Here is a 25,799-nt window from a genome sequence, read left to right as displayed (position 1 = left end):
GCCTGTCGCCACCACTGAGGAAGCGAATCGAGGCAACGGGTGATCACCCGCTCTCACGGGCCCGAGACCCGATCGTGATCGAGGCCGCCGATGGCGGACTTCTCGTGATCTCCGCCGACGACATCCACGCCCGAACCGTCCTCCCGCCCCAGGGCCGACCGTTCCTCGAGAACCGCGAAAGCCGCGGCGGCCGCCCGCTGCTCAGCCTCCTTCTTACTTCCCCCTTCGCCCTCGCCCAGTGGCTCTCCCGCGATCCTCGCGTAGGCGGTGAACCGCTTCGCGTGGTCCGGACCGGCCTCCTCGACGACATATTCAGGCGGTCCGAGAGCCAGCACCGCCGTCTGTTCTTGCAGTGAGGTCTTCCAGTCAAGCCCTGCGCCCCGGCCGGCGGCCTCGTCCAGCAGGGGATCGAAGAGACGGTGCACGAAACCGGAGGCCACGTCGAAGCCTGAGGACAGATAGACCGCCCCGATGATGGCCTCGAGGGTGTCGGCGAGAATGCTCGCCTTGTTGCGCCCCCCGGTGGTCTCCTCCCCCCGGCCCAGCAGTAGGTACGGACCGAGCCCGGTGGGTCCGATCCCCCGTGCCACGTCCGCGAGAGCCCGCATGTTCACAACCGAGGCCCGCTGCTTGGCGAGCTGCCCCTCGGGAAGATCCGGGTGGCGGATGAACAATGCCGCCGTCACCACCAGACCAAGCACCGCATCGCCCAGGAACTCCAGGCGTTCGTTGGTGGGCAGGCCGCCCTTCTCGTAGGCGTAGGAGCGGTGCGTGAGTGCGCGGTCGAGCAGCTCGGGGTCGATGGCGACCTCGAGTACCTCGATCAGGCCGTCCCGCGGCGGCGGGGGTGGCAACTGGCGGGTCATCCGACCAGCCCGGCCAAGGCCCGGCGATGCGCCACCAAGGTCGCCATCGCCGCTCGGGTCCGAGAAGCCAGGTCCGCATGGACCGCGGCCGACGCCGCCCTCAGCGCCGCGAGCAGCCCGACTGCCTGGCTGTCGCCGGCTTCACCCGGCGCCCGCTCCGCGTGGACCGCGACACCATCGACCCCCAGCACGATCGTTCCCCCCCGCACATCAGGATCTTCCAACGTTCCCCATCCCGGATCCAGACCGGCCCTGGGCGGGTGCCCCGTACCCCGATGAGATTCCCACCATCGCATCCCCCGGATGACGGACATCAGGACATCTCCGGTGAATCCGTCGGTGACCGCCACGTCGACTCCGCGGCGATGATCGATCCTCTGGCCGTCGCCCGGCTCGCCCGTCCACGGAGCCGCGAGGAGCCGATCAGCCGTCAGCGGGCCGACATAGTGCAGATCAAGCGATCGGAGCAGCTCGTCGGCGGCTCGCCGCAAGGTGCCGGGGAGCGCTGGACGCGCCGTCAGAAGCCCGACGCGAGGAGCGTCAACGGCGAAGCGAACCGCGGCGTACGCGCTGCCCGCGACCGCGAACTGGGCGAGTTCGTCCGCCGTCACATCAACCGTCGCCCCCGCGTCACACAGCACGACGGGGGCATTCGACCCGCCGACAATCGAGGCGAGGGTGGCCCGCGTCGCCCCGGGTAGCAGACCGTAGGTGAACTGAGCCGAGGCGACCACGGCTTCGGCCGGGGCTACCGAGACCATCGCATCGGCATGTCCGTCGCGGACCAGGCGCGCCGCTACCCGGACGCCGGAGTCCCGACGTGCTCGCACTTCACGCAATGCCTCCGGGCCCGCCGAAACGCCGCGAGCGGCCGTGGCGAGCAGAACGCGCTCGCCTGGCACAATTCCCAGGCAAGCAAGGTCATCCCGGACGGCGTCACCGGATGTCACCAGAGTGAGCACCAGATGCGGATCGGCGTCGAGCGCACTGGGCAATGCCTCGAGGAGAGGCCCGGAAGGGGACCCCTCCCCCACCAGGTCAACAGCGATACGTGTCACACCGGGTCAGACGTCAAGCACCTGACGGTCGTTGTACCGGCCGCACGTGCCACAGACGGTGTGCGGCCGGATCACGTGCCCCCGCGAGCACTTTGCGAGGGTCGGCACCTTGGCCTTCCACTGCGAACGCCGGGACCGGGTGTTGCTGCGCGAGGTGCGCCGCTTCGGGACGGCCACTATTCCTTCTCCTTGCTCTCATGAGGGTCGGTGCGACCCTTCTCGGTTCCCGTTGCTCCGCTGTCGGCCAGCGCGGACAGCGCCGCCCATCTCGGGTCGGATCGCGCATGGGAATGTCCAGGCTCGACATCGTCGAGACGCACCCCGCAATCCACGCAGAGTCCCGCACAGTCCGGGCGGCAGATGGGTGACAGCGGAAGGTTGAGCACCAGGGCATCCCGCACCACGGGCTCGATGTCCGCATGATCATCGATTAGTACCCGAGCGTCTTCGTCGTCACCCAGGTCCACGGCTCGGTCAGGGTAGTAGAATAGCTCGCGAAACTCGACCATGCTGGCCTCAGACACGTCGTCCAGGCAGCGCGCACATTCACCCCGAAGCGGCGCCACGACGGTCCCGCTGACCAGAACACCCTCGATCACCGATTCGAGACGCAGGTCCAAGGTGGCGCTCGCGCCAGCCGGCACCCACATCATCTCGGTTCCGAGACCGGCGGGAAGTTCCGCCTCCGCCCGGACAAGCCGCATCGACCCGGGCCGCCGACCGAGCTCACGGGTGTCCAGCACAAGGGGACCCTTCGGGGTCCGACGGCGAGAGTGGGATCCAGTCATCGCGGCAGTCAAATTCACATCTACGTCAATGTCAGGAAGCCCGGCCGAAACAGGGCCTTCGTGGTGGTATAGCTACCCGGCGTCGCTGACGACGGAGGCGGCCCGGCATCGACGGCGCCCTGGACCCTCCCAGAGGCCTGGACCCTCCCAGAGGATCGACGAACAGACTCCAGCCGGTCAGCTACTGCGATCCTAGCCTATCCGATCGGCGCCGCGGACGATCCGATCAGGCTGCCGAGATCTCCGGGCACCCGAGCCCGGCGGGCGGCGGACCTCCGCCCAGGAACCCACTCGGGCACCGCTCACCCCCCCCCGCGACCGGCCCGGAGCCCGGACGGTCGGGAACGGCGGGAGAGCCCGGCGGAAGTCGGTCGGCGGCTACCCACCCGGCGGGAGTTACTGAGCGAGACGCTCACGGAGCTGTTTGAGTACCACATCGGGTACCAGCCCCGACACATCACCCCCGTAACGCGCGACCTCCTTCACCAGACTGGAGGACAAAAAAGCGTATTGCGGGTTCGTGCTCATGAAAAGAGTCTCCACGCCCGCAAGCGAATTGTTCATCTGCGCCATCTGAAGCTCATAGTCGAAGTCGCTGACCGCACGCAGTCCTTTGACGATCGACTGGATACCCCTGCTCCGACAAAAATCGACGATCAGCCCGTGGGACGCATCCACCAGGACGTTGGACGGCGCCATCGGATGATCACGCAGGGCCTCCCTGATGAGCTCCATCCGCTCGTCGACGGTGAACAAGGTGACTTTGTTCTTGTTGATCGATACGGCGACCACGACCTCATCGAAGAGTCTGCTCGCTCGGACGATGATGTCGAGATGACCGTTGGTGATCGGATCAAATGAACCGGGACAGGCCGCCCTCCTCATGATCGAATACCGTACCAGAGAGCGCCCTCCCCGTACCTCCGGTCGCGCAGCGCACACAACCCGTCAGGCCAGGCGACCGGGCCCGAGCGGTGCGATCTTTCGACAACGCAGACACTGTCCGCAGTCAACCAGGCGGCCGCCAGCAGCTTTGACAGCACTTCGCCGAGTTCCGGGTCGCGCATCGCGTACGGCGGATCGAGGAAAACCATGTCGTAGGGATTACCCAAGGCGTTCTGCACCACACGCTCTACCACGGCTTGCACGATCTTCGCGCCCGACAGTCCCAGCGCTGTCACGTTCCGCCGCAGAGTGCGTATCACGACCGGATCGCGGTCAACGAGAAGGGCATGAGTGGCACCCCGAGACAGCGCTTCCAGACCGACCGCACCAGATCCGGCATAAAGATCGGCAACCCGAGCGCCCCGCAGATCCAGGCAGGTCGACAAGGTGTTGAACAATCCCTCACGGGCACGTTCCGAGGTCGGACGGGTGGTTGTCCCGGGTGGAACCACGAGCCGCCGACCACCCGCGGTCCCACTGATGATGCGCGTCATCGGGCCACCCGGTCATCCCTTCTCGAGGAAGGCGACACTGGTGTCGTCGAGAACCGCGTCGAGCAGCCGGCGCAGTGCGGGATGCCGGTCCAACCCGGGGTCGTCGTCAACCAGGCGACCGGCCTCCGCGCGTGCGTCGCGGATCAGGTCCTCGTCACGAAGAAGTTCCAGGAGCTTCAGGGATCGTCGCCCGCCGGACTGAGCGGCCCCAAGCACATCGCCCTCCCGACGCTGCGCGAGGTCGAGACGGGCCAGCTTCGCCCCGTCGCTGGTGGCGGCGACCGCGCTGAGCCGCTCCCAGGCGGGGGATCCCGGCTCGGCCGCTGTATGCAGAAGACACCAGCCGGGCGCGGTGCCCCGGCCGACCCTCCCGCGCAACTGGTGCAGCTGGGACACGCCGAACCTGTCCGCGTCCAGGACGACCATCACTGTTGCGTTCGGTACGTTCACTCCCACCTCGATGACGGTGGTGGCGACCAGCACGTCGACCTCGCCGGCCGCGAATCGGTTCATGGTGGCCTCCCGCTGCCCGGGTGCGAGACGACCGTGCAGTGGTTCAACCCTGAGATCCGCAAGATCGCCATCCACCAGCAGGGGCAGCACCTCACACACTGTCGCAGCTGGTCGGGACGCTCGCGGATCCGGACCAGCCGCCGAGGATCCGGCGGGGTCATCCTCCCCGCACTCATCCTCCCCGCTCGCACCGATCCGGGGACACACGACATAGGCCTGATGCCCGGCGGCCACCTCGTCGCGGATTCGTCCCCACATCCGATCCGTCCAGGATCTCTGGCTCGCCGGCACCACGAACGTCCCGATGGGAGAGCGTCCCGCCGGCAGTTCAGTGAGCTCGGAGACTTCGAGATCACCGAACACGGTCATCGCGACCGTCCGGGGAATCGGCGTCGCGGTCATCACAAGAAGGTGGGGAGGACGTCGTCCACGCGCTCGCAGCGTGTCCCGCTGTTCGACGCCGAAACGATGCTGTTCGTCAACGACGATCAGACCAAGATCGCTAAAGATCACCTCATCGTGCAGCAGGGCATGAGTGCCGACCACCAGACCGGTGGAACCGTCTGCGATCTCCGCCAGAGCCTCCCGCCGCGCACGCGCCCCCATCGATCCGGTGACCAACGTCACCCGCGTGGCCCGATGATCGGCTCCTAGTTCTCCTGCCCGGGCCAGGTCGCCGAGCATCTCCCGGAGGCTTCGGCTGTGCTGAGCGGCAAGAGTTTCGGTGGGCGCCAGGAGTACCGCCTGACCGCCCGTGTCGACCACGGTGAGCATCGCCCGCAGGGCGACCAGTGTCTTGCCCGAACCCACCTCTCCCTGCAGCAGGCGATGCATCGGAACGGGCCGACCGATCTCGGCCGCGATCGTCTTCCCCACCTCGCGCTGGCCCGTCGTGAGGGGGAAGGGCAGAGCGGCGTCGAACGCCGTCAGTAGACCATCCGGACGCTGCGGCCGGGGTGTCGTCGCCATCGCCTCCACCTCACGACGCCGTTGGGCCAACGCCACCTGCAACACCAGCGCCTCATCCCAGGTGAGGCGCCGACGACCGGAGGCGATCTCACCACGGTTCGCGGGCTGGTGAACCAGCCGGAAGGCCTCGGCCAGAGCGGGCAGGCGGTACCGGCTGCGGAGATCGTCCGGCAGCGGATCCTCGACGGGATCGAGAGAGTCCAACGCCAGCCGGACGCACCTCGCCAGCGTCCAGCTCGGCACCTTGGCGGAGGCGGGGTAGATCGGAACCAGCGCGTTCGCGAACGGCGCACCGCTGGCGGCTTCCCCGTTCTCCTCGGGTTCGAGGAGCTGGACCTCCGGGTTGGTCAGCTGACGCCGCCCGCGGAACTCGTCGACCTTGCCGGCGAACAGCGCGGTCGTCCCGGGACGGAGGTCACGCTCCCGCCAGCTCTGATTGAAGAAGGTCAGCGACAGTGAATGCCGGCCGTCCGTCACCGTCACGCGCACCATCGACTTCCGGGTGCCGCGCATCGGGCGGCGTTCTGTCTTCTCGACCCGGGCCTGGACCGTCACCGTCTCACCGACGACGAGGTCCGCGAGGTCCGTCAGCTCGCCTCTCTCGTGGTACCGGCGGGGCAGGTGCCCCAGCAGATCACCAACCAGCCTCAGCTCCAGGCCATCGGCCAAGAGGACGGCGGCACGCGCGCCGACGAGAGCCTTCAGGGGCGTGTCGAGGTCGACCACATCACCGATAGTGCACCGGACCACCGACAGTACCGAGACCCACCGGCTCCCGCCGCATCATCTGGACCACAGAAGGTGGGGTAACCTCAAGCGGGTCATCGCTACGCGCGTCCCCCGGCGGCGCCGTCGGGGTTGCGGGTTGCGGGTTGCGTACGATCCTGGTTCTGAGTCCCCTGACGTCCCGGGCACGCCTACCGGGACCGATACTACTTCGACTTCGGCTACTACTTCGACGGAGTGTTTCTCGTGTCTTCGGTGTGTGACGTCTGCGGCAAGGGGCCGGGCTTCGGTATGTCGGTCTCCCACTCCCACCGACGCACGCGCCGTCGGTGGAACCCCAACATCCAGACCGTGCGCACGGTCGTGGGCGGGACCCCCAAGCGGCTGAACGTCTGCGCTTCCTGCATCAAGGCGGGCAAGGTCTCTCGCGCCTGAGCCCTCCGGCCGGAGGGGGCGACACCGGACGCGGGCCTCCCGCGGACGTCGAGGCGGAGCACGGCCACATCCACGTCGGGTACGGTGCCGGTCACCGACGCCGATCCGTTGCCGATCCGTTAGTATCCCGGCATGGCAGGCTCCAGGCGTCGGATTCGGCTCGCCCTCCTGTTCGGTGGCCGCAGCACCGAACACGCGATCTCCTGTGTATCGGCCAGCGGCGTACTGCGAGCCCTGGATCGTGACGTCTACGACGTCGTCCCGGTCGGCATCGACATGCATGGCCGCTGGGTCATGCTGCCGGACGACCCGACCGCCCTCGCGGTGACGGGAGACCGGCTGCCCGCCGTCGTCGCGGCCCGCGGTGAGAGCGTCGTCCTGGCCGCGGATCCGACGACGCCCGGTCTGCTGCCGCGCCGCCCCCGCGGCGGCCCCGACGCTGCCAGGAGCACCCTCGGGAGCGGCGACACCCTCGGGGACATCGACGTGGTCTTCCTGCTGTTCCACGGCCCCTTCGGGGAGGATGGGACGGTCCAGGGCCTCCTGGAGATGGCCGGCCTGCCCTACGTCGGCTCCGGGGTGTTCGCCAGCGCGGCCGCCATGGACAAGCAACACATGAAGGCACTGCTGCGGGCCGCCGGCCTTCCCGTCGGGTCCTACGCCGTCCTGCGGGCCGGTGACACGCTCACCGGGGCCGACCAGGAACGGCTGGGGCTGCCCGTCTTCGTGAAGCCCGCGCGCGGCGGGTCGAGTATCGGGATCAGCCGGGTCGATGCCTGGGCGGACCTGGACACCGCGATCAAGGCAGCCCGCGCCAGCGACCCCAAGGTCCTGGTGGAGTCGGCGATCGTCGGCCGCGAGATCGAGTGCGGGGTCCTCGGAACTCTGGACGGCCCCGGTGTCGAGGCGAGCGTGCCCGCCGAGATCATCGTCACATCTTCGGCCGGCTTCTACGACTTCGAGGCCAAGTACATGTCCGACGCCACCCACTTCGACGTCCCGGCCAATTTGCCCCACGCGGTACGGGAGGAGGTGCGGAGAGTGGCAATCGCGGCATTCGAGGCCTTGGACTGCGCCGGGCTCGCGCGGGTTGACATGTTTGTCACGGCTGACGACCATGTGATTATCAACGAGGTCAACACGATGCCCGGTTTCACCCCTACCTCGATGTTCCCGCGGATGTGGGAGGCGAGCGGGGTCACCTATCCGCAGTTGGTGGACCGGCTCGTCAGGCTGGCCCTGCGCGACGGAGCGGGGCTGCGCTGACCGCCCGGCACCTCACGCCACCCGGGCCCGTGACGGCGCAGAGGCGTTCCGCCGGGCGGAATGGCCGGGAGCTCGTCTCAGGATGTCGTTGACCTGCTGTGCGCCCGCACGGCGGGGGCGACCGAGACGAGTACCTCGAACGCCTGCACGTCGGCGGGCAGGATAAGAACCACCTGGGGCTGCCGCGTCGGAGTGGAATAGCGCACCGTCGTCCCGCCCAGGTCCTCGGCAAACCACCCCACATCGTCGACGACGGACAGCATCGCATCGGGACGGTAGCTTGCCGGAAGACCCGACGCGCCGCAGGTGAGCACCACCGGCGTCGCGCCGTAGGCCGCTGCCGTGGTCTGCGGGGGGTCCAGTGCCCGGCGGTCGAGGTCGTCCCCGAGCGACGGGGGAAGGTCGTGGACCAGGTCCACGCACGACGAGCGGGCCGACTCCGCGGGAATCGGCACGTTGGTCAGCCGGATCGATCCGGGACCGCCGCATCCGACCAGCGCGAGCAGGACCCACGAGGCGACGAACACCGGAGACCGACCTGACCGCCCCGGCCGGCGCCTGCCCCGTGCCGGGCGCCCGCCCCACTCGGCTTGCTCACCACCGGTGGCCATGTCCCGATTCTGGCGCGCCACCGGCGTCACCGGGTCCCCCCGTCCCGGAGCCGACCTGACCCACGTCGGGACGGAGAAGCTCAGAAGTGAACAACCGGGCAGGTCAGCGTGCGGGTGATGCCGTCGACCGACTGCACTCTCGCCATGACCATCTTCCCGAGGTCGTCGACGGTGGCCGCCTCCGCCCGGACGATGACGTCATAGGGGCCGGTGACGTCCTCGGCCTGAGTGACCCCGGGGATCTGCTCGATCTCCTTGGCAACCGAGGAGGACTTGCCGACCTCGGTCTGGATAAGGATGTACGCGTGGACCACAGACGCTCCCTCGTCGGACGTCGACAGCCCGTCGAGCAGAACTACGGGCCGACAGAAGATAACAGGCAAACGGCCCGGATGAGAGCCTCCGAGGTCGAGGAATTTACTCAGATCGGCCAGCGGCGACCGACCGAGGGGTCGCCAGGCCTCATCCGGAACCCCAATCGTGGGGGTCAGCTGGTCGGCTCGGTACCCGGTTGTGATGGCAACCACGACGACGCTACCCAGAGCGATGAATAGGAGACACGTGAACGCTCGGAGTATCCGGAGCGAGCCGCCGCCGGGACCGAGCCCCGCCCCGCCCCGCGTACTGACGATCGCCGGATCGGATTCGGGCGGCGGCGCGGGCATCCAGGCGGATCTCAAGACGATGCTCGCCCTCGGCGTCCATGGCATGAGTGCGATCGTCGCGGTGACGGCACAGAATTCCCTGGGCGTCCATGGTGTGTGGGATCTCCCTCCGGAAGCGGTCCGAGCCCAGATCAGAGCGGTCGTGGCGGACATCGGGGTCGACGCGGTGAAGACGGGGATGCTCTCCTCCGCCGCACTGGTCTCGTTGGTCGCCGCCGAGCTCTCGCGGCTCGACGTGCCCGTCGTGGTCGATCCGGTCAGCGTCTCCAAGCACGGCGACCCCCTGCTGGCCCCGGAGGCGGTCGAGGTGGTCCGTACGGAGCTCATGCCCCGTGCCACCATCGCCACACCGAACCTCGACGAGGTACGTCTGCTGACCGGGGTGGAGGTGCGGGACGTCGCCGGCCTGCCCAGAGCCGCCGAGGCGATGCTTGCCCTGGGCCCGCGCTGGGTGCTGGTGAAGGGCGGGCATCTTCCCGGCGACGCGGTCGACCTGCTCACCGACGGGACCACCGAGGTCGTCCTCCGAAGCCCCCGCCTGGACCGGCGGCACACCCATGGCACCGGCTGCACGCTGGCCTCCGCGATCGCCGCGCACCTGGCGCAGGGGCGTGGTCACGCCGAGGCCGCACAGTCCGCCAAGGCCTACGTCAGTGGCGCCCTGGCCAGCGGCTTTCCGCTCGGCGCGGGGATCGGCCCGGTAGACCATGGCTATCGTCACCGTAGGTAGCGGCCTGAGAGTCGGGCTCGGGCCGCGCCGGTGGCGTCTGATTCAATCGCCCCGCCGCACGTGACCTGACGCACGTCACGCATCCGCATCATCACCGTGGAGGTAGCCCGTGGGGGCGCACAGCTCGGGAGTGGTACCATCCACCAGCACGGACCGAAGATGGTACCGCATCGTCGGCGGTACTCCGCTCACCGGCTCGGTCGAGGCGTCCGGGGCCAAGAACTCGGTCACCAAGCTGCTCGTCGCCACCCTCCTCACGCCAGAGCCGTGCACCCTGACCCGGGTGCCTCGGATCGCCGAGGTCGACGTGGTCTTGAGCATGCTCGCCGAACTCGGCACTCAGGTGGAGTGGCTGGACGAGCACACTGTGCGACTCGCCACCGAAAAGATCATCGACGCGTCGCTGTCCGAGGCCTACTCCGGGGTCAACCGGATACCGATCCTGATGATGGGCCCGCTCCTGCACCGCGTCGGCGAAGCCGTGATCCCACTGCCCGGCGGTTGCCGGATCGGCAAGCGCCCCGTCGACTTCCACCTCACCGGCCTGCGTGCCATGGGTGCAGAGATCGTCGAGCAGATACGTTCCGTCCAGGTCAAGACGCTGGGTCTGCACGGGGCACCCATGTCGCACTGCCGTTCCCGAGCGTCGGCGCGACCGAGAACCTGCTCCTGGCCGCGGTCCGGGCACAGGGTACGACCGTCATCTCGAATGCGGCGGTGGAACCCGAGGTCATCGACCTCATCATGTTCCTGCAGCAGATGGGCGCCCTCGTCGACGTGGAAGTCGACCGCACGATCGTGGTGCAGGGGGTCGGCGCACTGCGGGGAGCCACCCACGCCCCGATCCACGACCGCATCGAAGCGGCGTCCTTCGCCTCGGCCGCGGTGGCCACCGACGGCAGGGTGGAGGTGGTCGGTGCCCGCCAGGAACATCTGGCGACCTTCCTCAACCACCTCCGCCGGCTCGGTGGCGAGTTCGAGGTCACCCCGCGGGGAATGACCTTCTTCCGGGCCCGGCCGTTGACCGCGTCACATGTGCAGACCGACGTGCACCCCGGGTTCATGACCGACTGGCAGCAGCCCCTGGTCGTCCTGCTCACCCAGGCTGGGGGTGCCTCCGTGATCCACGAGACGATCTACGAGGACCGGTTCGGGTACACCAGACAGCTGGCCGAGATGGGCGCCGACATCGCCCTGTCGACCCTGTGCCTCGGTGGGAAGGCCTGCCGGTTCGCGTCCCGGGACTTCGAGCATTCGGCGGTCGTGAGCGGGCCGACCTCCCTCACCGGCGGTGATCTGGCGATCCCCGACCTGCGCGCCGGCTTTGCCTACGTGCTGGCCGCGCTGGTGGCCGACGGCACCAGCGTCATCCGCGGGACCCGTTTCCTCGAACGCGGTTACGAGGGCCCGGTGGGTAAGTTGCGCTCGATCGGAGCGCTCATCGACACGCAGGCCGTGGGTTCGCCCCCCGGCACCGACCACGCCCCGGCCTGACCGGAACGATGGTGCTGCCGGGCCAGGCGCGGGCAGGTCAGGCGCGCGGGCAGGTCAGAGACGGAGCCGGTACTCCGGGCCCGGCTCCCGACTCATCAGATCCTTGACGGCCTCCATCGGAGGAAGACCCTCATAGAGGACCCGTTCGACCTGACGGGTGATCGGCATGGAGACGCCCAGGTCATCGGCCATGGCGAGCAGGGGGCGGCAGGAGCGCACCCCCTCGGCGACCTGCTGCTGTTCGGCCTCCACCTGCGCGAGCGTAAGGCCACGCCCGAGTTTCTCGCCGAAGGTGCGGTTGCGCGAGAGCGGGGAGCCGCAGGTCGCCACGAGGTCCCCCAGTCCCGCCAGTCCCGCGAAGGTCATCGGATCGGCACCCAGCGCGACCCCGAGTCGGAGGGTCTCGGCCAGGCCGCGCGTCATCAACGAGGCGAGGCTGTTGGTGCCGAAACCCATTCCCTCCAGCATGCCGGCAGCCAGCGCGATGACGTTCTTGATCGCTCCGCCCAGCTCGCAGCCGATCACGTCGGTGTTGGTGTAGGGGCGGAAATAGGCCGTCCAGCACGCCGCCTGGACGGCCTCCGCCGTGCTCGTCGAGGTACTGGCGATCACAGTCGCCGCCGGCTGCTCGGCGGCGATCTCGGGCGCCAGATTCGGACCGCTCACCACCGCGATCCGGTCCGGCGACACGCCCGTGACCTGCGTGATGACCTCGCTCATCCGCAACTGACTGCCCACCTCCACCCCCTTCATCAGGCTGACGTAGACGGCGTCGGGCCCAATCAGGGGCGCCCATCCCGCGAGGACGGAGCGCAGCGCCTGAGACGGTACGGCCAGCACCACGAACTCCGCGCCGGCCAGCGCCTCCCCCGCGTCGGACATCGCGCGCACCCGGTCCGGCAGCTGGATCGCCGGCAGATAGCGCGGATTGACATGGCGGGTGTTGACCGCCCGGACGATCTCAGGGTCACGGGCGACCAGGTTGACCCGCGCTCCGGCATCCGCGAGGACCTTCGCGAACACGCTTCCCCAGGACCCGGCCGTAAGCACCGCGGCCCGTCTCACCTCGTCCCCCGGGAAACGTCCGGCCGAGCGCGGGGAGCGATCGCAACCCCGACGATGGGTACGAGGAAGGCGACACCGATCGAGGCGTTTTCTACCTTGTGGCGGGAATCGACAATAATTGTGCCCTCCGGATGGATCGCGCGCATGGTACCGACGTCCGGCCGGCTGGACACCTCGCACCTCGCATCCCGCCGCGTCCGCCGCGTCCTCACTCTGACCGTAGACGCCGATCTGACGGGTACCACGCAGGATGCGCCGCATGCTGGGGACGCGCCACGGCTCCGGCGTTCAGCCCGCGCCCGGAGGACCCGGGGCACCACGGGGTCGGCATGGCCTATGGTCGCCTTCGTGTGGCTCCCACGAAACGGAGTGTCCTGGACAGTCGTGCTGCCGCTGAAGAACCTCACCCGGGCGAAGACCCGGCTGGACCGCCCCGACCGGAGCCGGCTGGCCCTTGCGATGGCCTTGGACACGGTGACGGCGGTACTTGAGTCCGAGACCAGTCTGGTCGGCGCCGTGATAATCGTGACGAACGATCAGACGGCCGACCACGCTCTGTCGGCTCTCCCCAATCTCCACTATATCGGCGCAGATCAACCGGACCTTTCCCCGGCTGCGAGGGGTGCTCGGCTCGTCGTGATTCCGGACGAACCCGACCGAGGTCTCAATCCCGCCCTGGTGCACGGCGCCGCGCTGGCCTCGGCCCGCTGGCCCACCCGTGCGGTGGCTGCCCTCTCCGCCGACCTTCCCGCGCTGCGCCCCCCCGAGCTGCATCAGGCGCTGTCCGAGGCGAGCCAGCACCGTCGCGCGGTTCTCGCCGACGCGGCCGGAACGGGAACCGTTCTGCTGACCGCGTCGGCCGGCGCCATCCTGCAGCCCGCATTCGGACCACACAGTCACGCCACGCACCGTCGCTCCGGAGCGGTGGATCTGACGGGAACCCTCGGTGGCTCGGTACCGGGACTGCGACGTGACGTCGACACGCTGGCGGATCTGGCGCAGGCCCGGGACCTGGGGGTGGGCTGGGCCACCAGGGCGGCGCTGACCGCCGGGTATCACTCCCCGCTCGCGGCGGAGGACTCCGGCGGACCCGGCGGCGAACCGGGCACCTCGGCGGAGCCAGGGCTGTCCGTACCGCCGGAGATCGTAGGCGGAACCCAGCGCCGGATCGTGAGCGACGCGAGCGGACCAGGTCGGGCGAAGAAGTATCCCTGACCCAGCTCGCAACCCAGCTCCTCGAGCTCGGCGATCTGTCCTTCCCGCTCGATGCCCTCAGCCACGACGACGGCACCGAGGGCGTGCGCGAGACTGATCATCGATCGACGCATCGTCGCCACCCGGTGTCCGTCCCTGGGCAGTTCGAGCAGCGTCCGATCGAGCTTCACGACGTCCACCGGCAGTTGATGGAGGGCGGCCAATGTGCTGTGGCCGGCACCGACGTCGTCGAGCGCGACCGCCACCCCCAGCGCACGAACCTCGTTCAGCACCTCGCGTGCGCCGCGCAGATCGTCGATCCGGCTCGTTTCGGTGATCTCGACCACCAGCCTGCCCGGGTCGAACCGACTGGCCGCCAGTGCCTGGGCGACGCTGTCGAGCAGCATGGTGTCGGCAACCCTGCTGGCTGAGACGTTCACGTGCAGCCGCAGTGCCGAGGCCGGGTACGCCACGGCGACCTCCGCGCAGGCCTGGGTGAGGACCATGTCGTCGAGGGCGCCGACGATGCCGCCGTCCTCCGCGGCCGCAACAAAGGTGCCCGGTGGCACCGGTCCACGCCCCGGCTCCGTCCATCGGGCGAGCGCCTCCAAGGCGACCGGACTGCGATCGCGCAGCCGCACGATGGGCTGGTAGTGCACGTCGAAGCCGGCCGACCGTCCTCCCCTGCGCAGGGCGGTGGCGAGGGCGTCGGCGAGGTGCGTGCCGGCGCTGGGCGGGCACAGCCCGGGCCGGTAGACCACCAGACGGTTCTTTCCCGTTCGTTTTGCCGTGTGGACGGCTGTGTCGGCCCGCCGGAGCAGCGCCTCGGTGGTCTCCTGGGTCCGACGCGCGACGACCAGCCCCACACTCCCGCGGACCGGCCAGAGGTGACCGGCGGCCGGCGCCGGCTGGCGCAGCGCGGCCAGGACCCGTTCGGCAACGGTCTCGGGCAGTTCCCGCCCACCGTCCAACAGCACGGCGAACTCGTCGGAGCCGAGCCTCGCCACAGTGTCCGACGTGCCTACGCAGTGTCGTAGCCGTTGCCCGACCGCGCGCAGGAGATAATCACCCGCGGCGTGCCCGAGGCTGTCGTTGACGACCCGGAAGTCGTCGAGGTCGCAGTACAGAACGGCCACGTCACGGCCGTCGTGGCGGCTCGCGGCGAGGGCGTCGGTGAGCCGCTGCTGGAACAGGGTGCGGTTGGCCAGCTCGGTCAACGGGTCATGGGATGTCCAGTGCCGCACCTCGTGTTCGGCCTCGCAGACCCGGCTCGCCAACCGCTGACTCGTCCGCAGGGTCGTCAGCTGCCGGACGAGGACGGTGAGGACGAGCGTCGCACCCCCGATGATCTCGATCGGATCGAGAACGACTCCGCCGTGGGCCCGCCCCAGCAGAAGCGCCGCGACCACGGCCGCGGCGACATAGGGTACCGCCGGCCACAGCCATCCGAGCAGTTCGCCGCGAACAGGCCATCGGCGGGGCCGGCGGCCGTTCTCCCGGCCGTCCTCCCGGCCGGCACGCGATGCCGCAAGAACGATCAACAGGGCGCCGGCGACCGAGCAGGAACCCGTCATCGTGGGATCACCGTCGTCGAGCTGAACGATCCACACACCGACGACCGCGAGGCACACCAGTCCGGTTCCGGCGATCGCGATGGCGGGCAGATCCACCGGCTGCCGGAAGCCTGCCACGTGCAGGAATACGAGGATCAGCAGGAGCACGACGATCGGATGCGCAACCGCGAGGAGATGCTCCACCGGCTGCGGCGGGCGGGAGGAGTCCACTTCGTCGATCCCGGCGAGCACCCCGGACCAGGCGAGCAGGAACAGGGAGTTGCCGAGTATGACCTCGTCGAACGCGGTGGCCGGACTGGCGCGCGGATAGGCGGCGCCCGCCCCCTCGCCGCCCGCCCCGGCGACGCGGGTGAGCCGCGGGGAACTCGGCGGCCAGCGGTTGGTGCCCCCAGCGAGGCCAGCCATCCCTGCCGGCGCCAGCACGCCCGCGCGCGGTCGTGATCGACGCGCCCGACCCGCGGGAACAGCCGCGAAGGCGACGAGCGCGAGGACCGGCATGGCGAGTTGGCCGACGTCGGTGAGATACCCGGCATCCGTCGCGGTCCGCCCTCCGACCGATGCCCCGTCCCAGCGGTGCAGCATCCATCCGGCCTGCCCGACCGTCCAGGTCGTCAGCGCGAAGGACAGCCATACCAGCCAGCGGCCCCGTACTCGACCGAGACGGCGACCGGCCCGGGCACAACTTAGTGTCGCGGTCAGGACCGCGGCGATCGCGGCGGCGTCGACGAGCATCCCTCGTCCCGTCCTCCTCCCCCTGCGCCGGCCGCCTGGGGCAGTCGGCCGCCTGGGGCAGAGGGATCCGACCGGACCACGGAAACGGCCGGCTACATCACGACAAGATACAAACGAGCGCGACGGCACCCCTCGACACCGTAGCGCGTGATCGCTATATCACAAAGAGTAGGCGGATACCTCGCGTGCCGCGCGGTCTCTGCCAGCGTCCGGATCGGGGCCAGACCGGCGATACGGGTCCCATCCGGCCCCCCGCTGTCAGAGATGCCGGATCGACGCTGCCGAGTCCATCGGGGGCTGGCACCATCTACAGGCATGAGCGAGCTGCTGGCGACCCATCCTGAACAGCCTCAGCGCAAGGCCCGCAGTGGCCTGCTCGAGCCTCTGGAGGCGCCGCGCCAGCCGGCGCCGTCCGACCTGCCCGCCGGCCGCTTCATCAACCGGGAGGCGTCCTGGCTCGACTTCAACGCCCGGGTCCTCGCGCTCGCCGAGGACGTGTCCACGTCCCTGCTGGAGCGCGCGAAGTTCCTGGCGATCTTCGCCAGCAACCTGGATGAGTTCTTCATGGTCCGGGTCGCGGGGCTGATGCGACGCGAGGCGACGGGACTGGCCGTCCGTTCCGCCGACGGGCTGACCTCCCGGGAACAACTCGATCTCATCAGCAAGATGACGGCCGAGCTCGCCCAGCGGCATTCGCGGTGCTTCACCGAAGAGGTGGGGCCGTCACTGGCCCATGCCGGGATCAGCATCCGGTTCTGGTCCCAGCTGACCGAGACCCAGCGTGATCAGCTGCACCACTATTTCCACGAGCAGATCTTCCCGGTGCTCACCCCCCTCGCCGTCGATCCGGCGCATCCCTTCCCCTACATCAGCGGGCTGTCGCTCAATCTGGCCGTCCAGGTCCGTGAGCCGGGCGGGGAGGTCGACCGCTTCGCCCGGGTGAAGGTGCCCCAGAACGTTCCTCGGCTGATCCCCGTGGCGGTGGAGCCCACGGGCACGACCGGTGTCCCGGGGGGCTTGGCCCCCCAGGCGAGCGCATGCTTCGTCCCGCTGGAGAAAGTGATCGCCGCCCATCTCTCCCAGCTGTTCCCGGGCGTGGAAGTGATCGACTCCCATCTGTTCCGGGTCACCCGCAACGCCGACCTCGAGGTCGAGGAGGACGAGGCGGAGGATCTGCTCCAGGCCCTGGAGCGCGAGCTCGCCCGGCGCCGGTTCGGTCCCGCCGTCCGCCTGGAGGTGGACGCCGACATCGATGATGATTTGCTCATCCTGCTGATGCGGGAGCTGGAGATCACCGAACGCGAGGTACATCGGGTCGCCGGCCTGCTCGACCTGTCGACCCTGTGGGCTCTCTACGACCTCGACCGCCCGGAGCTGAGGGATACGCCGCGGGTCCCGATCACACATCCGCGGCTGACGACCGATGAGGGCGAGACACCGGACTTCTTCAGCGTGCTCCGGGAGGGCGACGTCCTCGTCCACCACCCGTACGACTCGTTCACCACGTCCGTCCAGCGGTTCATCGAGCAGGCGGCGGCCGATCCGCATGTTCTCGCCATCAAGCAGACGCTCTATCGCACGTCCGGGGACTCCCCCATCGTGGATGCCCTCATCGCCGCGGCCGAGGCGGGGAAGCAGGTCGTCGTCCTCGTCGAGATCAAGGCCCGGTTCGACGAGAGCGCCAACATCCGCTGGGCCCGCGAACTGGAACGGGCCGGCTGCCACGTGGTCTACGGTCTCATCGGCCTGAAGACCCACTGCAAGACCTGCCTCGTGGTACGCCAGGAACACGGCGGCCTACGCCGCTACTGCCATGTGGGTACCGGCAACTACAACCCCAAGACCGCTCGGCTCTACGAGGACCTCGGGCTGCTGACCGCCGACCCGGACGTGGGCGCGGATCTCACCGACCTGTTCAACGTCCTCACCGGCTACAGCCGGCAGACGGAGTACCGCTCGCTGCTGGTCGCCCCGCAGCACATGCGGGACGGCATCCTGCAGCGGATCGAAGCCGAGGCCCAGGCTGCCCGGGAGGGCCGGGAATCCGGGATCCGCATCAAGGTCAACAGCCTCGTCGACGAGCAGGTGATCGACGCCCTGTATCACGCCTCCATCGCCGGGGTACCCGTGCACTGCCTGGTCCGCGGGATCTGCGCCCTACGGCCCGGAGTGCCGGGCCTGTCGGAAACGGTCCACGTGCGTTCGATCCTGGGGCGGTTCCTGGAGCACAGCCGGGTCCTCGAGTTCACCTCGTCCGGCGAGTTCTGGATCGGCAGTGCGGACATGATGCACCGCAATCTCGACCGTCGTATCGAGGCACTCGTGCGCGTCCCGCACCCGGACCGGCGAGACACCCTGCGGCAGATGCTCGACCACGCGTTCTCCGACGAGGTGTCCGCCTGGGTGCTGCAGTCCGACGGCCACTGGGAACGACGCACGACCGGGCCGGACGACGTTCGCCTGTCGGACTACCAGCACGACCTGCTGGCCGACGCCATGCGGTGCGGGCACCGGTAAGCCCGGCGCCCGCACCGATGGTCAGTCGTTGCTCGCCGAGACGCTCGACTTGAACTCGGAGCCGGGCCGGAACTTTGGCACGACCGAGGCAGCGACGTGCACGGGCTCACCCGTCGCCGGGTTACGACCCGTGCGGGCGGCACGTTCCACCCGCTCGAACACGCCGAAGCCGGTGATGGTCACCTTCTCTCCGCTCGCGACGGCCTCCTGAATGGCGTCGAACACCGCGTCGACGGCCTTGGTGGCGTTCGACCGCCCGCCCTCGATCTGCTGGGCGATGCGGTCAACCAACTGGGACTTGTTCACAACAACCTCCGGACGCCCCCCGCGGGCGCGGGGTGGGGAGCAGATCGGGCATCACACTGCGCTGCACCGTAGGCATCTCCACTGTCGAGGGCAATTCCCGTGAGCGTGTCGCGTCACACAAACCCGCACGTCAACGGGTTCGCTCCGGTGGGCGAGGGGATGCGTAGGGTCCGGCCGGCATAGCCCGTTCGGCAGATTCATTACGTTCAGTAGCGAGAATTGCCTTTCGGTTTGGATGCAATGTCACCCTTTGGTAGCCGGATGCCCCCGGCCTCGCCGATACCACTCCGATGGGTAGCTGCCCGGACGCCAGCCGCGACAGTCGATTCATCCCCCTCGGAGACGATCAATTCCCCCCGATGCGCCCGCCACCCATCTCACCCTCCCGAATGTGAGATATGACACGCGCCACCGTGAACCCTCGGCCAGGACCGGATCCGACCCTGTCCCGGCGGATGGTGCGTACTCGGGAACCGGCGCACCCGGACACCGGTGACCGGGTGACAGCCCCGGGCGTTAGGCGGTGGTCGGCGACCAGGCGGGCCGGCCAGCCTCGAAAGAGATGATCATCTCTTCGTGGCGAAGGGTCAGCCCGACGTCGTCGAGCCCCTCCATCAACCGCCAGCGGGTGAAGTCGTCGAGGTCGAAGGTGGCCACCAGCCCCGCGCCCCGGACCTCGCGCGCAACGAGATCAACAGTGATCTCGATCGTGGGATCGGCCTCGACGGCGGACGTGAGTGCCTCGACCGTCTCAGCCGGCAGCTGCACCGGCAACAGTCCGTTGCCGAGGGCGTTGCCGCGGAAGATGTCCGCGAACCGGGGCGAGAGCACGGCACGGAACCCATAGTCCTGCAGCGCCCAGACGGCGTGCTCCCGCGAGGAACCGGTGCCGAAGTCCGGGCCGGCCAGCAGGATCGACGCCGCGGCGTACACCGGGTTGTTCAGCACGAAGCCGTCGTCGGCGCGCCACTGCGCGAACAGGCCGGCGCCGAACCCCGTCCGCTCGATCCGCTTGAGCCACTCACTCGGAATGATCTGATCGGTATCGACGTCGCTGCGGCGCAGCGGCACCGCGCGCCCGGTGTGAATCGTGAACGCCTCCATCGCGGAAACGCTCCCCTCTCGAAGAAGTCGTGGATGAACGACGATCGCCGTCGTGCGTGGACCGACGATCCACGCCGGGCGCGCTACAGATCCGCCGGAGCGGTCAGCCGACCGGTCACGGCGGTGGCCGCGGCGACCGCGGGCGAGACGAGATGGGTGCGCCCACCCGGCCCCTGCCGGCCTTCGAAGTTGCGGTTCGACGTCGAGGCACTGCGCTCGCCGGGCCGGAGCGTGTCGGGGTTCATGCCGAGGCACATCGAACAGCCGGCGCTGCGCCACTGCGCTCCCGCAGCCCGAAAGACCTCGTCGAGCCCCTCCGCCTCGGCCTGCGCCTTCACCGCCATGGAGCCGGGAACGACCAGGACCCGGACCCCCTCGCTCACCCGCCGGCCGCGCAGCACGTCGGCGGCGGCGCGCAGGTCGCTCAGGCGCCCGTTGGTGCACGATCCGATGAACACCGTGTCGACGGCGACGTCGGACAACGGGGTGCCGGAGGTGAGGCCCATGTAGGTCAGCGCTCGTTCGACCGAGGCCCGCGCGGCCGCGTCCGGGTAGTCGGCGGGCGCGGGAACCAGCGATCCGAGCGGTGCGGCCTGGCCCGGGTTGGTGCCCCAGGTGACGTAGGGCGTGAGGCTCACGGCATCGATCACGACCTCCCGGTCGAAGGCCGCGTCGGAGTCGGAGGCGAGGGTACGCCAGTAGGCCACCGCTTCCTCCCAAGCGGCACCAGTGGCGACATGCGGCCGCCCGGCGAGATACTCGAACGTGACGTCGTCGGGCGCGATCATCCCGGCGCGCGCGCCGGCCTCGATAGACATGTTGCAGACCGTCATCCGGCCCTCCATCGGCAGGGCCCGGATCGCCGCACCGCGGTACTCGATGACGTGGCCGGCACCACCGCCGGTGCCGATCCGCGCAATGATCGCCAGGATGAGATCCTTCGCGGTGACCCCGACGGGCAGGTCGCCTGCCACGGTGATCGCCATCGTCTTCGGCCTGCGCTGCGGCAATGTCTGGGTCGCGAGGACGTGCTCGACCTGGCTGGTGCCGATCCCGAAAGCCAGCGCTCCGAACGCGCCATGGGTGGAGGTGTGGCTGTCACCGCAAACGATCGTCATGCCGGGCTGGGACAGCCCGAGCTGTGGGCCGACGACGTGCACGATGCCCTGACCCGGGTCGTTCATCGGGTACAGCCGCACCCCAAACTCGGCGCAGTTCTTCCGCAGCGCCTCCACCTGAGCCGCCGAGATCGGATCGGCGATCGGCGCCAGCGTGTCGGTGGTGGGGACGTTGTGATCCTCGGTGGCGAGGGTCAGCTCCGGACGCCGCACGGGCCGCCCGGCCAGCCGCAGGGCCTCGAACGCCTGCGGCGAGGTGACCTCGTGAACCAGGTGCAGATCGATGTACAGCAGATCCGGTTCGCCGTCAGCGCGCCGCACCACGTGGGCGTCCCAGACCTTTTCCGCAAGTGTGCGCCCCATGGTCGACCCATTCTCCCCTCTTCTGGCGTGGCGATAAGCTTCCCTGTCTTCTGGCGTGGCGATGAGCTTCCCTGCCCCACAGCCTGTTGTCTCATGATGTGGGATGACAGTATCAATGTGTGAAACAGCTTAGCGGAGTCGGAGTCCTGGACAAAGCAGCCCTCATGCTGACCGCCGTCGAGGCGGGACCGGCGTCACTCGCTGATCTGGTGGCCCGAACCGGGCTCACCCGCGCGGCGGCGCATCGGCTGGCACACGCTCTCGAGGTCCACCGCCTCCTGGGCCGGACCGCCGACGGCCGCTTCGTCCCCGGGCCGCGGCTCGCCGCCGGGACCCCGACCCCCCTGCCGTGGGACCTGCTGGATCGGGCCGGCCGGGTTCTCACCGAGCTTCGCGAGATGACCGGAGAAAGTGCCCAGCTCTATGTGCGGCGCGGGGCCCTGCGCCACTGCGTCGCCGCCTCCGAACGCGCCAGCGGCCTGCGCGACACCGTGCCCGTCGGCGCCACGCTCCCGATGACGGCGGGATCCGGCGCTCAGGTCCTCCTCGCCTTCGCGGCACATCCCGAGCCGGAACTGCTCGCCGGCGCCCTGTTCGACGAAGCCGTCCTCCGCCGGGTGCGCGATCGTGGCTGGGCGGAGAGCATCGGGGAACGCGAGAGGGGGTTGGCGTCCGTGTCCGCCCCGGTGCACGACGGCCCGGGAACAGTGATCGCGGCAGTGTCCCTGTCGGGGCCGGTGGAGCGGCTCACCCGGTCGCCGGGACGCCGGCACGGCGCGGCGGTCCTCGCCCGCGGCGGCCCGGCTCTCGACACCGACCGTCGGCTGACACACCCACCCGCCTGCATCCACCCGCCACCAACCGCCGACCACCGGATGTCGGTCACCAACGGTGGACCGCCACAACTTTTCCTCGGCCACAAAACACGCGACCAGACCTTTTTCGTCGGCCGTTCTTGCCATTCGCCATTTTGAATCCCCCATTCGGACCCCACGCCCGCGACTGCCCGGGCTACATCTGCCGGTGGCGGGCGGCGGCTCTACCGCGCAGGGGTATCCCCCGCCGCGCGGCTTCGCCGCCCTACGTCGTAGCCTGTTCGAGTCATCCGTCTCGGATGATCGGAACAGTAGGCCGGATGACCCATGCGGGTATTGGCATCTAGTGCAAGCGATACAGCTCGCCCGCGCACTGGTGCGCTCGTCCGGATGACGCTCCGGGCTCCGCCCACGGGCCGCCGCCGCCCGCAGCGGCGCCGCCGTAGGCTCGGCCGCCCCGGGCGGCGCCAAAGAAGGGGACAACGCGCGGTGCGCAAACTGGGTTCGCGGTACGTGCTGCACGAGGTACTCGGGCAGGGTACGACCGGCCAAGTCTGGCGGGGCGCCGCCGTCTCGGACGGTGCTCCCGTGGCCATCAAGGTGCTGCGCCCCGAGCTCGCCGACGATCCCAAGATCGTGGAGCGCTTCCTGCGTGAGTGGGACCTTCTGATCGACCTCGACAGCCCGGATCTCGTCGCCGTACGCGATCTGGTGAACGAACCCGATGTGCTCGCCATAGTCATGGATCTGGTTGACGGTCCCGACCTGCGGGCCCATCTGCGCGAGTTCGGGCCTCGGCCGGTGGAGGAGGCGGTCCGGCTCGTCGTCGGCACCCTGTGGGCGCTCGACAGCGTGCACGCCGCCGACGTCATCCACCGGGACGTCAAACCCGAGAACATACTCATCGACACCTCCGATCCGGCTCATCCGATCGTGCGCCTGACCGACTTCGGGATCGCCCAGATGATCAATGGTTCGTCCCGGACCAGCACCACCGGACCGATCGGGACCCCGCTCTACATGGCCCCCGAGCTGAGCACGGGCGCGCCACCGACCCCGGCAGCGGACGTGTACTCGGCGGGAGTCGTGCTGTACGAGCTTCTCGCGGGTTCGCCGCCGTTCGACTCCCCCAACCCGACCGAGCTCCTGCAGGCGCACCGCGAAAAACAGCCCCAGCCCATTCAGGGTGTGCCGGCGCCGGTGTGGGGTGTGCTGGCCGGAATGCTCGCCAAGTCCCCGAGGCAGCGGCCCGTGAGCGCCGCCGATGCGGCCGAGGACCTGGTCGAGGCGCTCGAGGCCAGCCGTTGGGGGACCGGCTACGCGTCCAGGCCAGGCAGCCATGCCGACCATGACAACCGAATCCAGCTCTCCGCACTCGCCGGCGCGTCCGCGGCCCGGGCCGACAATCATTCCCCCGCCACGGGAACGCAGCGCGTGGTGCGCTCCGCCGCCGTGGCCGCGGCGACGGGCACGGGAGGCGTGGTCGGCGCATCCGCCGCGCCTGACTGGTCCGACCTGGAGCACACGCAGATCGCGGGCAGTCTGCTGACCACCGCCACGAAGACCGGTGGCACGAAGACCGGTGGACGGGATGGCGGCGTCGAGCGCACCCGGATGGCCCCGGCCACCGGCGGCCGGGGAGGGTGGGACGGTGACGCCCCGACCGGCATACAGCCGGCGCTGCGGATCCCGGCCCGCTCCGACGCTCCGGCCGCGGACACGAACACAGTCATGTCGGCGATCCCGGCGAACCACCAACCCGGCCCCCCGATCGGTGGGGCCGCGGCCGCCTCGCGGGCGGCCGCCGACCGGCGGCGGCGTAGCCGGATCGCGGCGGGTGCGGGCCTTGTCGTCGCCCTCGTCGCCGGTGCCGGCGGCTGGGCGCTCGCCTCCAGCGGGGGCACCGGCGCGGAACTGAGCGCGGACGGTCCCACCGGGGTGTCCGCCGCGGCAGCCTCGGGCGGTTCCGGCTTCGGAACCAGCGGAGCCGCCGCTCCGGGCGTGGCCGTTGGGGTCAACCCGACGAGCCTCTCCGGGGGCGGGGCGACCCCGCGGCCCAGCGCGAAGGGATCTCCCTCCCCCGGCGCCGGTACGGCGGCTGCGGCTAGCCCCACAGGGGCCACGCCGACGAACAGCCCGACGGCGCGGAGCAGCCCGTCCCCGTCGCCCACCGACGACGGCACGGCGACCGTTCCCAACACCGAGGGCAGCTCGTTCACCACGGCGGAGCACACCCTGAGGTCGGCGGGCTTCACGCACCTCAGTAAGGCCTTCGGGTGTTACGGTGCCGGTGCGGTCGACACCGTCGCGCAGCAGTCCCCGAAGTCGGGAAAGATCGCCAAAACGACCACGATCAACCTGCAGGTCGAGGATTGCGCGCAGGTACCCGGCGTCATCGGAATGACCGAGTCGGACGCCAAGTGGCAGCTCAGCTTCGCCGGCTTCACCTCCACCGCGGTCAACGGGTCGTGCGCCAACGGCGAGACCAGTAAGGTGTCGGCGTACTCCCCCACCGGACAGCGCCCACGCCATTCCACGACGGTGACGTTGACCCTGGCCTGCACCAAGCCCCCGGCGTCCGCCCCGGCCCCGACCCCGACATCGACGGCCAAGAACTGAACGCCTGACCATCGGGCCGCCGCCTGGGCAGGTCCCGGCGCCTTCCCGGCACGGGGATCAGCCCGGCACGAGGAACGGTCTTCCCGCCCCGCTCAGCCGAGACGGTCCATGGGCAACGAGCGGATGTCGTTCCGGGGACCAGCGAGCGGCCCGCCGGTAAGCCGTGGCTTACCCGGCTCCTCGTCGACCCGGATACTGCGCGGCAGGGGCATCGGAACCGGCAGTTCCGCCTCAGGCTCCGGCGCGAGCGCCGCCAGGCTGGTCGCCGCCCACAGGTCCACCTCGACGATGATCTCGCCGTTCTCCGAGGACATCCGCAGCCGTCCCCCGTGTACCTCGACGAGGCGTCGCACGACGTAGAGCCCCATGCCGGCCCCGTCCGTGGGGCGGGTCGCCGTGCCGTCCCGCTGGGTGAACAGTTCGAAGAGCTGGCGGATGGTGTCGGGGTCGAGATCGGGCCCGGGATTACGGACGCGCAGGACGACCTCGTCGCCCACCCGGCCGGCTATGAGCCGTACCGGCGCTCCCGGCCAGGAGTGCACCAGGGCGTTGTCGACGAGGTTCGCGACCACCTGGATGAGGGCCTGTCGGGCCATCCGCACCGGCAGCTCCAGCGGAAGATCCACCGTCACGCTGCTCGGCGACCCGGTGTACGAGAGCGTGGCGAGCACGTGCCGGACGACCTCCGGCAGATCGGCGATGGTGGTCTCGTCCGTGCCGGTGGCCGTGGCGGCCGTGAGCATGTTCTCCAGCAGGCGGGAGAGGCGATCGGAGTAGTTCACCGCCGCATCGAGCAGATCGTCGAGCTGGGCGTCCGAGAGCCGGTCGCGAC

21 protein-coding genes and 2 pseudogenes are annotated in these 25,799 nt (G+C 69.6%); 8 read left to right on the top strand and 15 right to left on the bottom strand.

Going from position 1 to position 25,799, the window contains the following annotated elements:
* Positions 1-53 precede the first annotated feature (53 nt).
* From rnc to recG, 7 genes are all read right to left on the bottom strand, one after another.
* On the bottom strand, positions 54-866 hold the full coding sequence (gene rnc / locus AC08OJ_RS00175; protein WP_462186108.1) for a ribonuclease III: 813 nt from the start codon (positions 864-866) through the stop codon (positions 54-56).
* Positions 863-1,924, bottom strand: a complete 1,062-nt coding sequence (locus AC08OJ_RS00170; protein ID WP_476591575.1) for a phosphate starvation-inducible protein PhoH — start codon at positions 1,922-1,924, stop codon at positions 863-865. The genes rnc and AC08OJ_RS00170 overlap by 4 nt, the downstream gene beginning before the upstream one ends.
* A gap of 6 nt (positions 1,925-1,930) precedes the next feature.
* Positions 1,931-2,101: a 50S ribosomal protein L32 gene (rpmF, locus tag AC08OJ_RS00165; RefSeq protein WP_011437979.1), complete on the bottom strand. Its 171-nt coding sequence runs from the start codon at positions 2,099-2,101 to the stop codon at positions 1,931-1,933.
* Positions 2,101-2,712, bottom strand: coding sequence for a YceD family protein (locus AC08OJ_RS00160; protein WP_476591574.1), 612 nt, complete (start codon positions 2,710-2,712; stop codon positions 2,101-2,103). The genes rpmF and AC08OJ_RS00160 overlap by 1 nt, the downstream gene beginning before the upstream one ends.
* A gap of 396 nt (positions 2,713-3,108) precedes the next feature.
* A complete protein-coding gene (gene coaD, locus AC08OJ_RS00155) occupies positions 3,109-3,597 on the bottom strand; it encodes a pantetheine-phosphate adenylyltransferase (protein WP_011437981.1) in 489 nt (162 codons plus the stop codon).
* Positions 3,594-4,151, bottom strand: coding sequence for a 16S rRNA (guanine(966)-N(2))-methyltransferase RsmD (gene rsmD, locus AC08OJ_RS00150; protein WP_476591573.1), 558 nt, complete (start codon positions 4,149-4,151; stop codon positions 3,594-3,596). The genes coaD and rsmD overlap by 4 nt, the downstream gene beginning before the upstream one ends.
* Before the next feature lie 12 nt (positions 4,152-4,163).
* Positions 4,164-6,359: an ATP-dependent DNA helicase RecG gene (gene recG, locus AC08OJ_RS00145; RefSeq protein WP_476594813.1), complete on the bottom strand. Its 2,196-nt coding sequence runs from the start codon at positions 6,357-6,359 to the stop codon at positions 4,164-4,166.
* Between the two features lie 246 nt (positions 6,360-6,605).
* On the opposite strand from recG, the gene rpmB reads away from it, so the two are divergent.
* Both rpmB and AC08OJ_RS00135 read left to right on the top strand, forming a co-directional pair.
* On the top strand, positions 6,606-6,794 hold the full coding sequence (gene rpmB, locus AC08OJ_RS00140; RefSeq protein WP_011437984.1) for a 50S ribosomal protein L28: 189 nt from the start codon (positions 6,606-6,608) through the stop codon (positions 6,792-6,794).
* Positions 6,795-6,926: 132 nt separating this feature from the next.
* A complete protein-coding gene (locus AC08OJ_RS00135) occupies positions 6,927-8,060 on the top strand; it encodes a D-alanine--D-alanine ligase family protein (RefSeq protein ID WP_476594796.1) in 1,134 nt (377 codons plus the stop codon).
* A gap of 77 nt (positions 8,061-8,137) precedes the next feature.
* On the opposite strand, the gene AC08OJ_RS00130 is transcribed toward AC08OJ_RS00135, so the two are convergent.
* Together AC08OJ_RS00130 and AC08OJ_RS00125 are read right to left on the bottom strand one after the other, a co-directional pair.
* Positions 8,138-8,587, bottom strand: coding sequence for a DUF3515 family protein (locus AC08OJ_RS00130; RefSeq protein ID WP_462186113.1), 450 nt, complete (start codon positions 8,585-8,587; stop codon positions 8,138-8,140).
* A 164-nt stretch (positions 8,588-8,751) separates the two neighbouring features.
* Complete coding sequence (locus AC08OJ_RS00125; RefSeq protein WP_011437987.1) at positions 8,752-8,985, bottom strand: Lrp/AsnC family transcriptional regulator; 234 nt, start codon at positions 8,983-8,985, stop codon at positions 8,752-8,754.
* 247 nt (positions 8,986-9,232) lie between these two features.
* Here AC08OJ_RS00125 and thiD point away from each other — a divergent pair, with 247 nt between their 5' ends.
* Positions 9,233-10,066, top strand: a complete 834-nt coding sequence (gene thiD / locus AC08OJ_RS00120) for a bifunctional hydroxymethylpyrimidine kinase/phosphomethylpyrimidine kinase (RefSeq protein ID WP_476591571.1) — start codon at positions 9,233-9,235, stop codon at positions 10,064-10,066.
* 109 nt (positions 10,067-10,175) lie between these two features.
* Positions 10,176-11,667: pseudogene (murA, locus tag AC08OJ_RS00115) on the top strand (UDP-N-acetylglucosamine 1-carboxyvinyltransferase).
* Here the strand turns inward: murA and AC08OJ_RS00110 are convergent.
* Positions 11,615-12,625 carry an NAD(P)H-dependent glycerol-3-phosphate dehydrogenase gene (locus tag AC08OJ_RS00110; protein ID WP_462186117.1) on the bottom strand — a complete coding sequence of 337 codons (1,011 nt, stop codon included), beginning with the start codon at positions 12,623-12,625 and terminating at the stop codon, positions 11,615-11,617. The pseudogene murA and the gene AC08OJ_RS00110 sit on opposite strands and share 53 nt — an antisense overlap.
* A 54-nt stretch (positions 12,626-12,679) precedes the next feature.
* Between AC08OJ_RS00110 and cofC the strand changes: the two are divergent.
* Positions 12,680-13,594: pseudogene (gene cofC, locus AC08OJ_RS00105) on the top strand (2-phospho-L-lactate guanylyltransferase); the annotation flags it as partial.
* 86 nt (positions 13,595-13,680) lie between these two features.
* Here the strand turns inward: cofC and AC08OJ_RS00100 are convergent.
* Positions 13,681-16,125: a putative bifunctional diguanylate cyclase/phosphodiesterase gene (locus tag AC08OJ_RS00100; protein ID WP_476594795.1), complete on the bottom strand. Its 2,445-nt coding sequence runs from the start codon at positions 16,123-16,125 to the stop codon at positions 13,681-13,683.
* A gap of 315 nt (positions 16,126-16,440) precedes the next feature.
* Between AC08OJ_RS00100 and AC08OJ_RS00095 the strand changes: the two genes are divergently transcribed.
* Complete coding sequence (locus AC08OJ_RS00095; RefSeq protein ID WP_476591569.1) at positions 16,441-18,642, top strand: RNA degradosome polyphosphate kinase; 2,202 nt, start codon at positions 16,441-16,443, stop codon at positions 18,640-18,642.
* 21 nt (positions 18,643-18,663) lie between these two features.
* On the opposite strand, the gene AC08OJ_RS00090 is transcribed toward AC08OJ_RS00095, so the two are convergent.
* The 3 genes from AC08OJ_RS00090 to leuC all read right to left on the bottom strand — a co-directional run bounded on the left by AC08OJ_RS00090 (position 18,664) and on the right by leuC (position 21,533).
* The gene (locus tag AC08OJ_RS00090; protein ID WP_011437995.1) at positions 18,664-18,948 is read right to left on the bottom strand and encodes an HU family DNA-binding protein; all 285 of its coding nucleotides are present in this window, start codon (positions 18,946-18,948) and stop codon (positions 18,664-18,666) included.
* A 516-nt stretch (positions 18,949-19,464) separates the two neighbouring features.
* Positions 19,465-20,052, bottom strand: a complete 588-nt coding sequence (gene leuD / locus AC08OJ_RS00085; RefSeq protein WP_476591568.1) for a 3-isopropylmalate dehydratase small subunit — start codon at positions 20,050-20,052, stop codon at positions 19,465-19,467.
* An 83-nt stretch (positions 20,053-20,135) separates the two neighbouring features.
* Positions 20,136-21,533 (bottom strand): 3-isopropylmalate dehydratase large subunit, encoded by a 1,398-nt coding sequence (leuC, locus tag AC08OJ_RS00080; RefSeq protein ID WP_476591567.1) that lies wholly within the window; start codon positions 21,531-21,533, stop codon positions 20,136-20,138.
* A 119-nt stretch (positions 21,534-21,652) separates the two neighbouring features.
* Here leuC and AC08OJ_RS00075 point away from each other — a divergent pair, with 119 nt between their 5' ends.
* Both AC08OJ_RS00075 and AC08OJ_RS00070 read left to right on the top strand, forming a co-directional pair.
* Positions 21,653-22,507, top strand: coding sequence for an IclR family transcriptional regulator (locus tag AC08OJ_RS00075; RefSeq protein ID WP_476594794.1), 855 nt, complete (start codon positions 21,653-21,655; stop codon positions 22,505-22,507).
* Between the two features lie 330 nt (positions 22,508-22,837).
* Positions 22,838-24,967: a protein kinase domain-containing protein gene (locus AC08OJ_RS00070; RefSeq protein WP_476594793.1), complete on the top strand. Its 2,130-nt coding sequence runs from the start codon at positions 22,838-22,840 to the stop codon at positions 24,965-24,967.
* A gap of 92 nt (positions 24,968-25,059) precedes the next feature.
* On the opposite strand, the gene AC08OJ_RS00065 is transcribed toward AC08OJ_RS00070, so the two are convergent.
* Positions 25,060-25,799, bottom strand: a 740-nt coding sequence (locus AC08OJ_RS00065; RefSeq protein WP_476594792.1) for a sensor histidine kinase, incomplete at its 5' end; no start/stop codon positions are given.

It is taken from the genome of Frankia sp. CgKIO3 (assembly GCF_977946435.1).
This window is presented reverse-complemented; position numbering and strand designations above follow the sequence as displayed.

Bases quoted from the DNA above. Each gene is read 5' to 3' on its own strand.
- AC08OJ_RS00095 (WP_476591569.1), top strand. From the start codon at position 16,441: ATGAGCGAGCTGCTGGCGACCCATCCTGAACAGCCTCAGCGCAAGGCC.
- leuD (WP_476591568.1), bottom strand. From the start codon at position 20,052: ATGGAGGCGTTCACGATTCACACCGGGCGCGCGGTGCCGCTGCGCCGC.
- AC08OJ_RS00135 (WP_476594796.1), top strand. From the start codon at position 6,927: ATGGCAGGCTCCAGGCGTCGGATTCGGCTCGCCCTCCTGTTCGGTGGC.
- AC08OJ_RS00160 (WP_476591574.1), bottom strand. From the start codon at position 2,712: ATGACTGGATCCCACTCTCGCCGTCGGACCCCGAAGGGTCCCCTTGTG.
- rnc (WP_462186108.1), bottom strand. From the start codon at position 866: ATGACCCGCCAGTTGCCACCCCCGCCGCCGCGGGACGGCCTGATCGAG.
- AC08OJ_RS00100 (WP_476594795.1), bottom strand. From the start codon at position 16,125: ATGCTCGTCGACGCCGCCGCGATCGCCGCGGTCCTGACCGCGACACTA.
- rsmD (WP_476591573.1), bottom strand. From the start codon at position 4,151: ATGACGCGCATCATCAGTGGGACCGCGGGTGGTCGGCGGCTCGTGGTT.
- coaD (WP_011437981.1), bottom strand. From the start codon at position 3,597: ATGAGGAGGGCGGCCTGTCCCGGTTCATTTGATCCGATCACCAACGGT.
- leuC (WP_476591567.1), bottom strand. From the start codon at position 21,533: ATGGGGCGCACACTTGCGGAAAAGGTCTGGGACGCCCACGTGGTGCGG.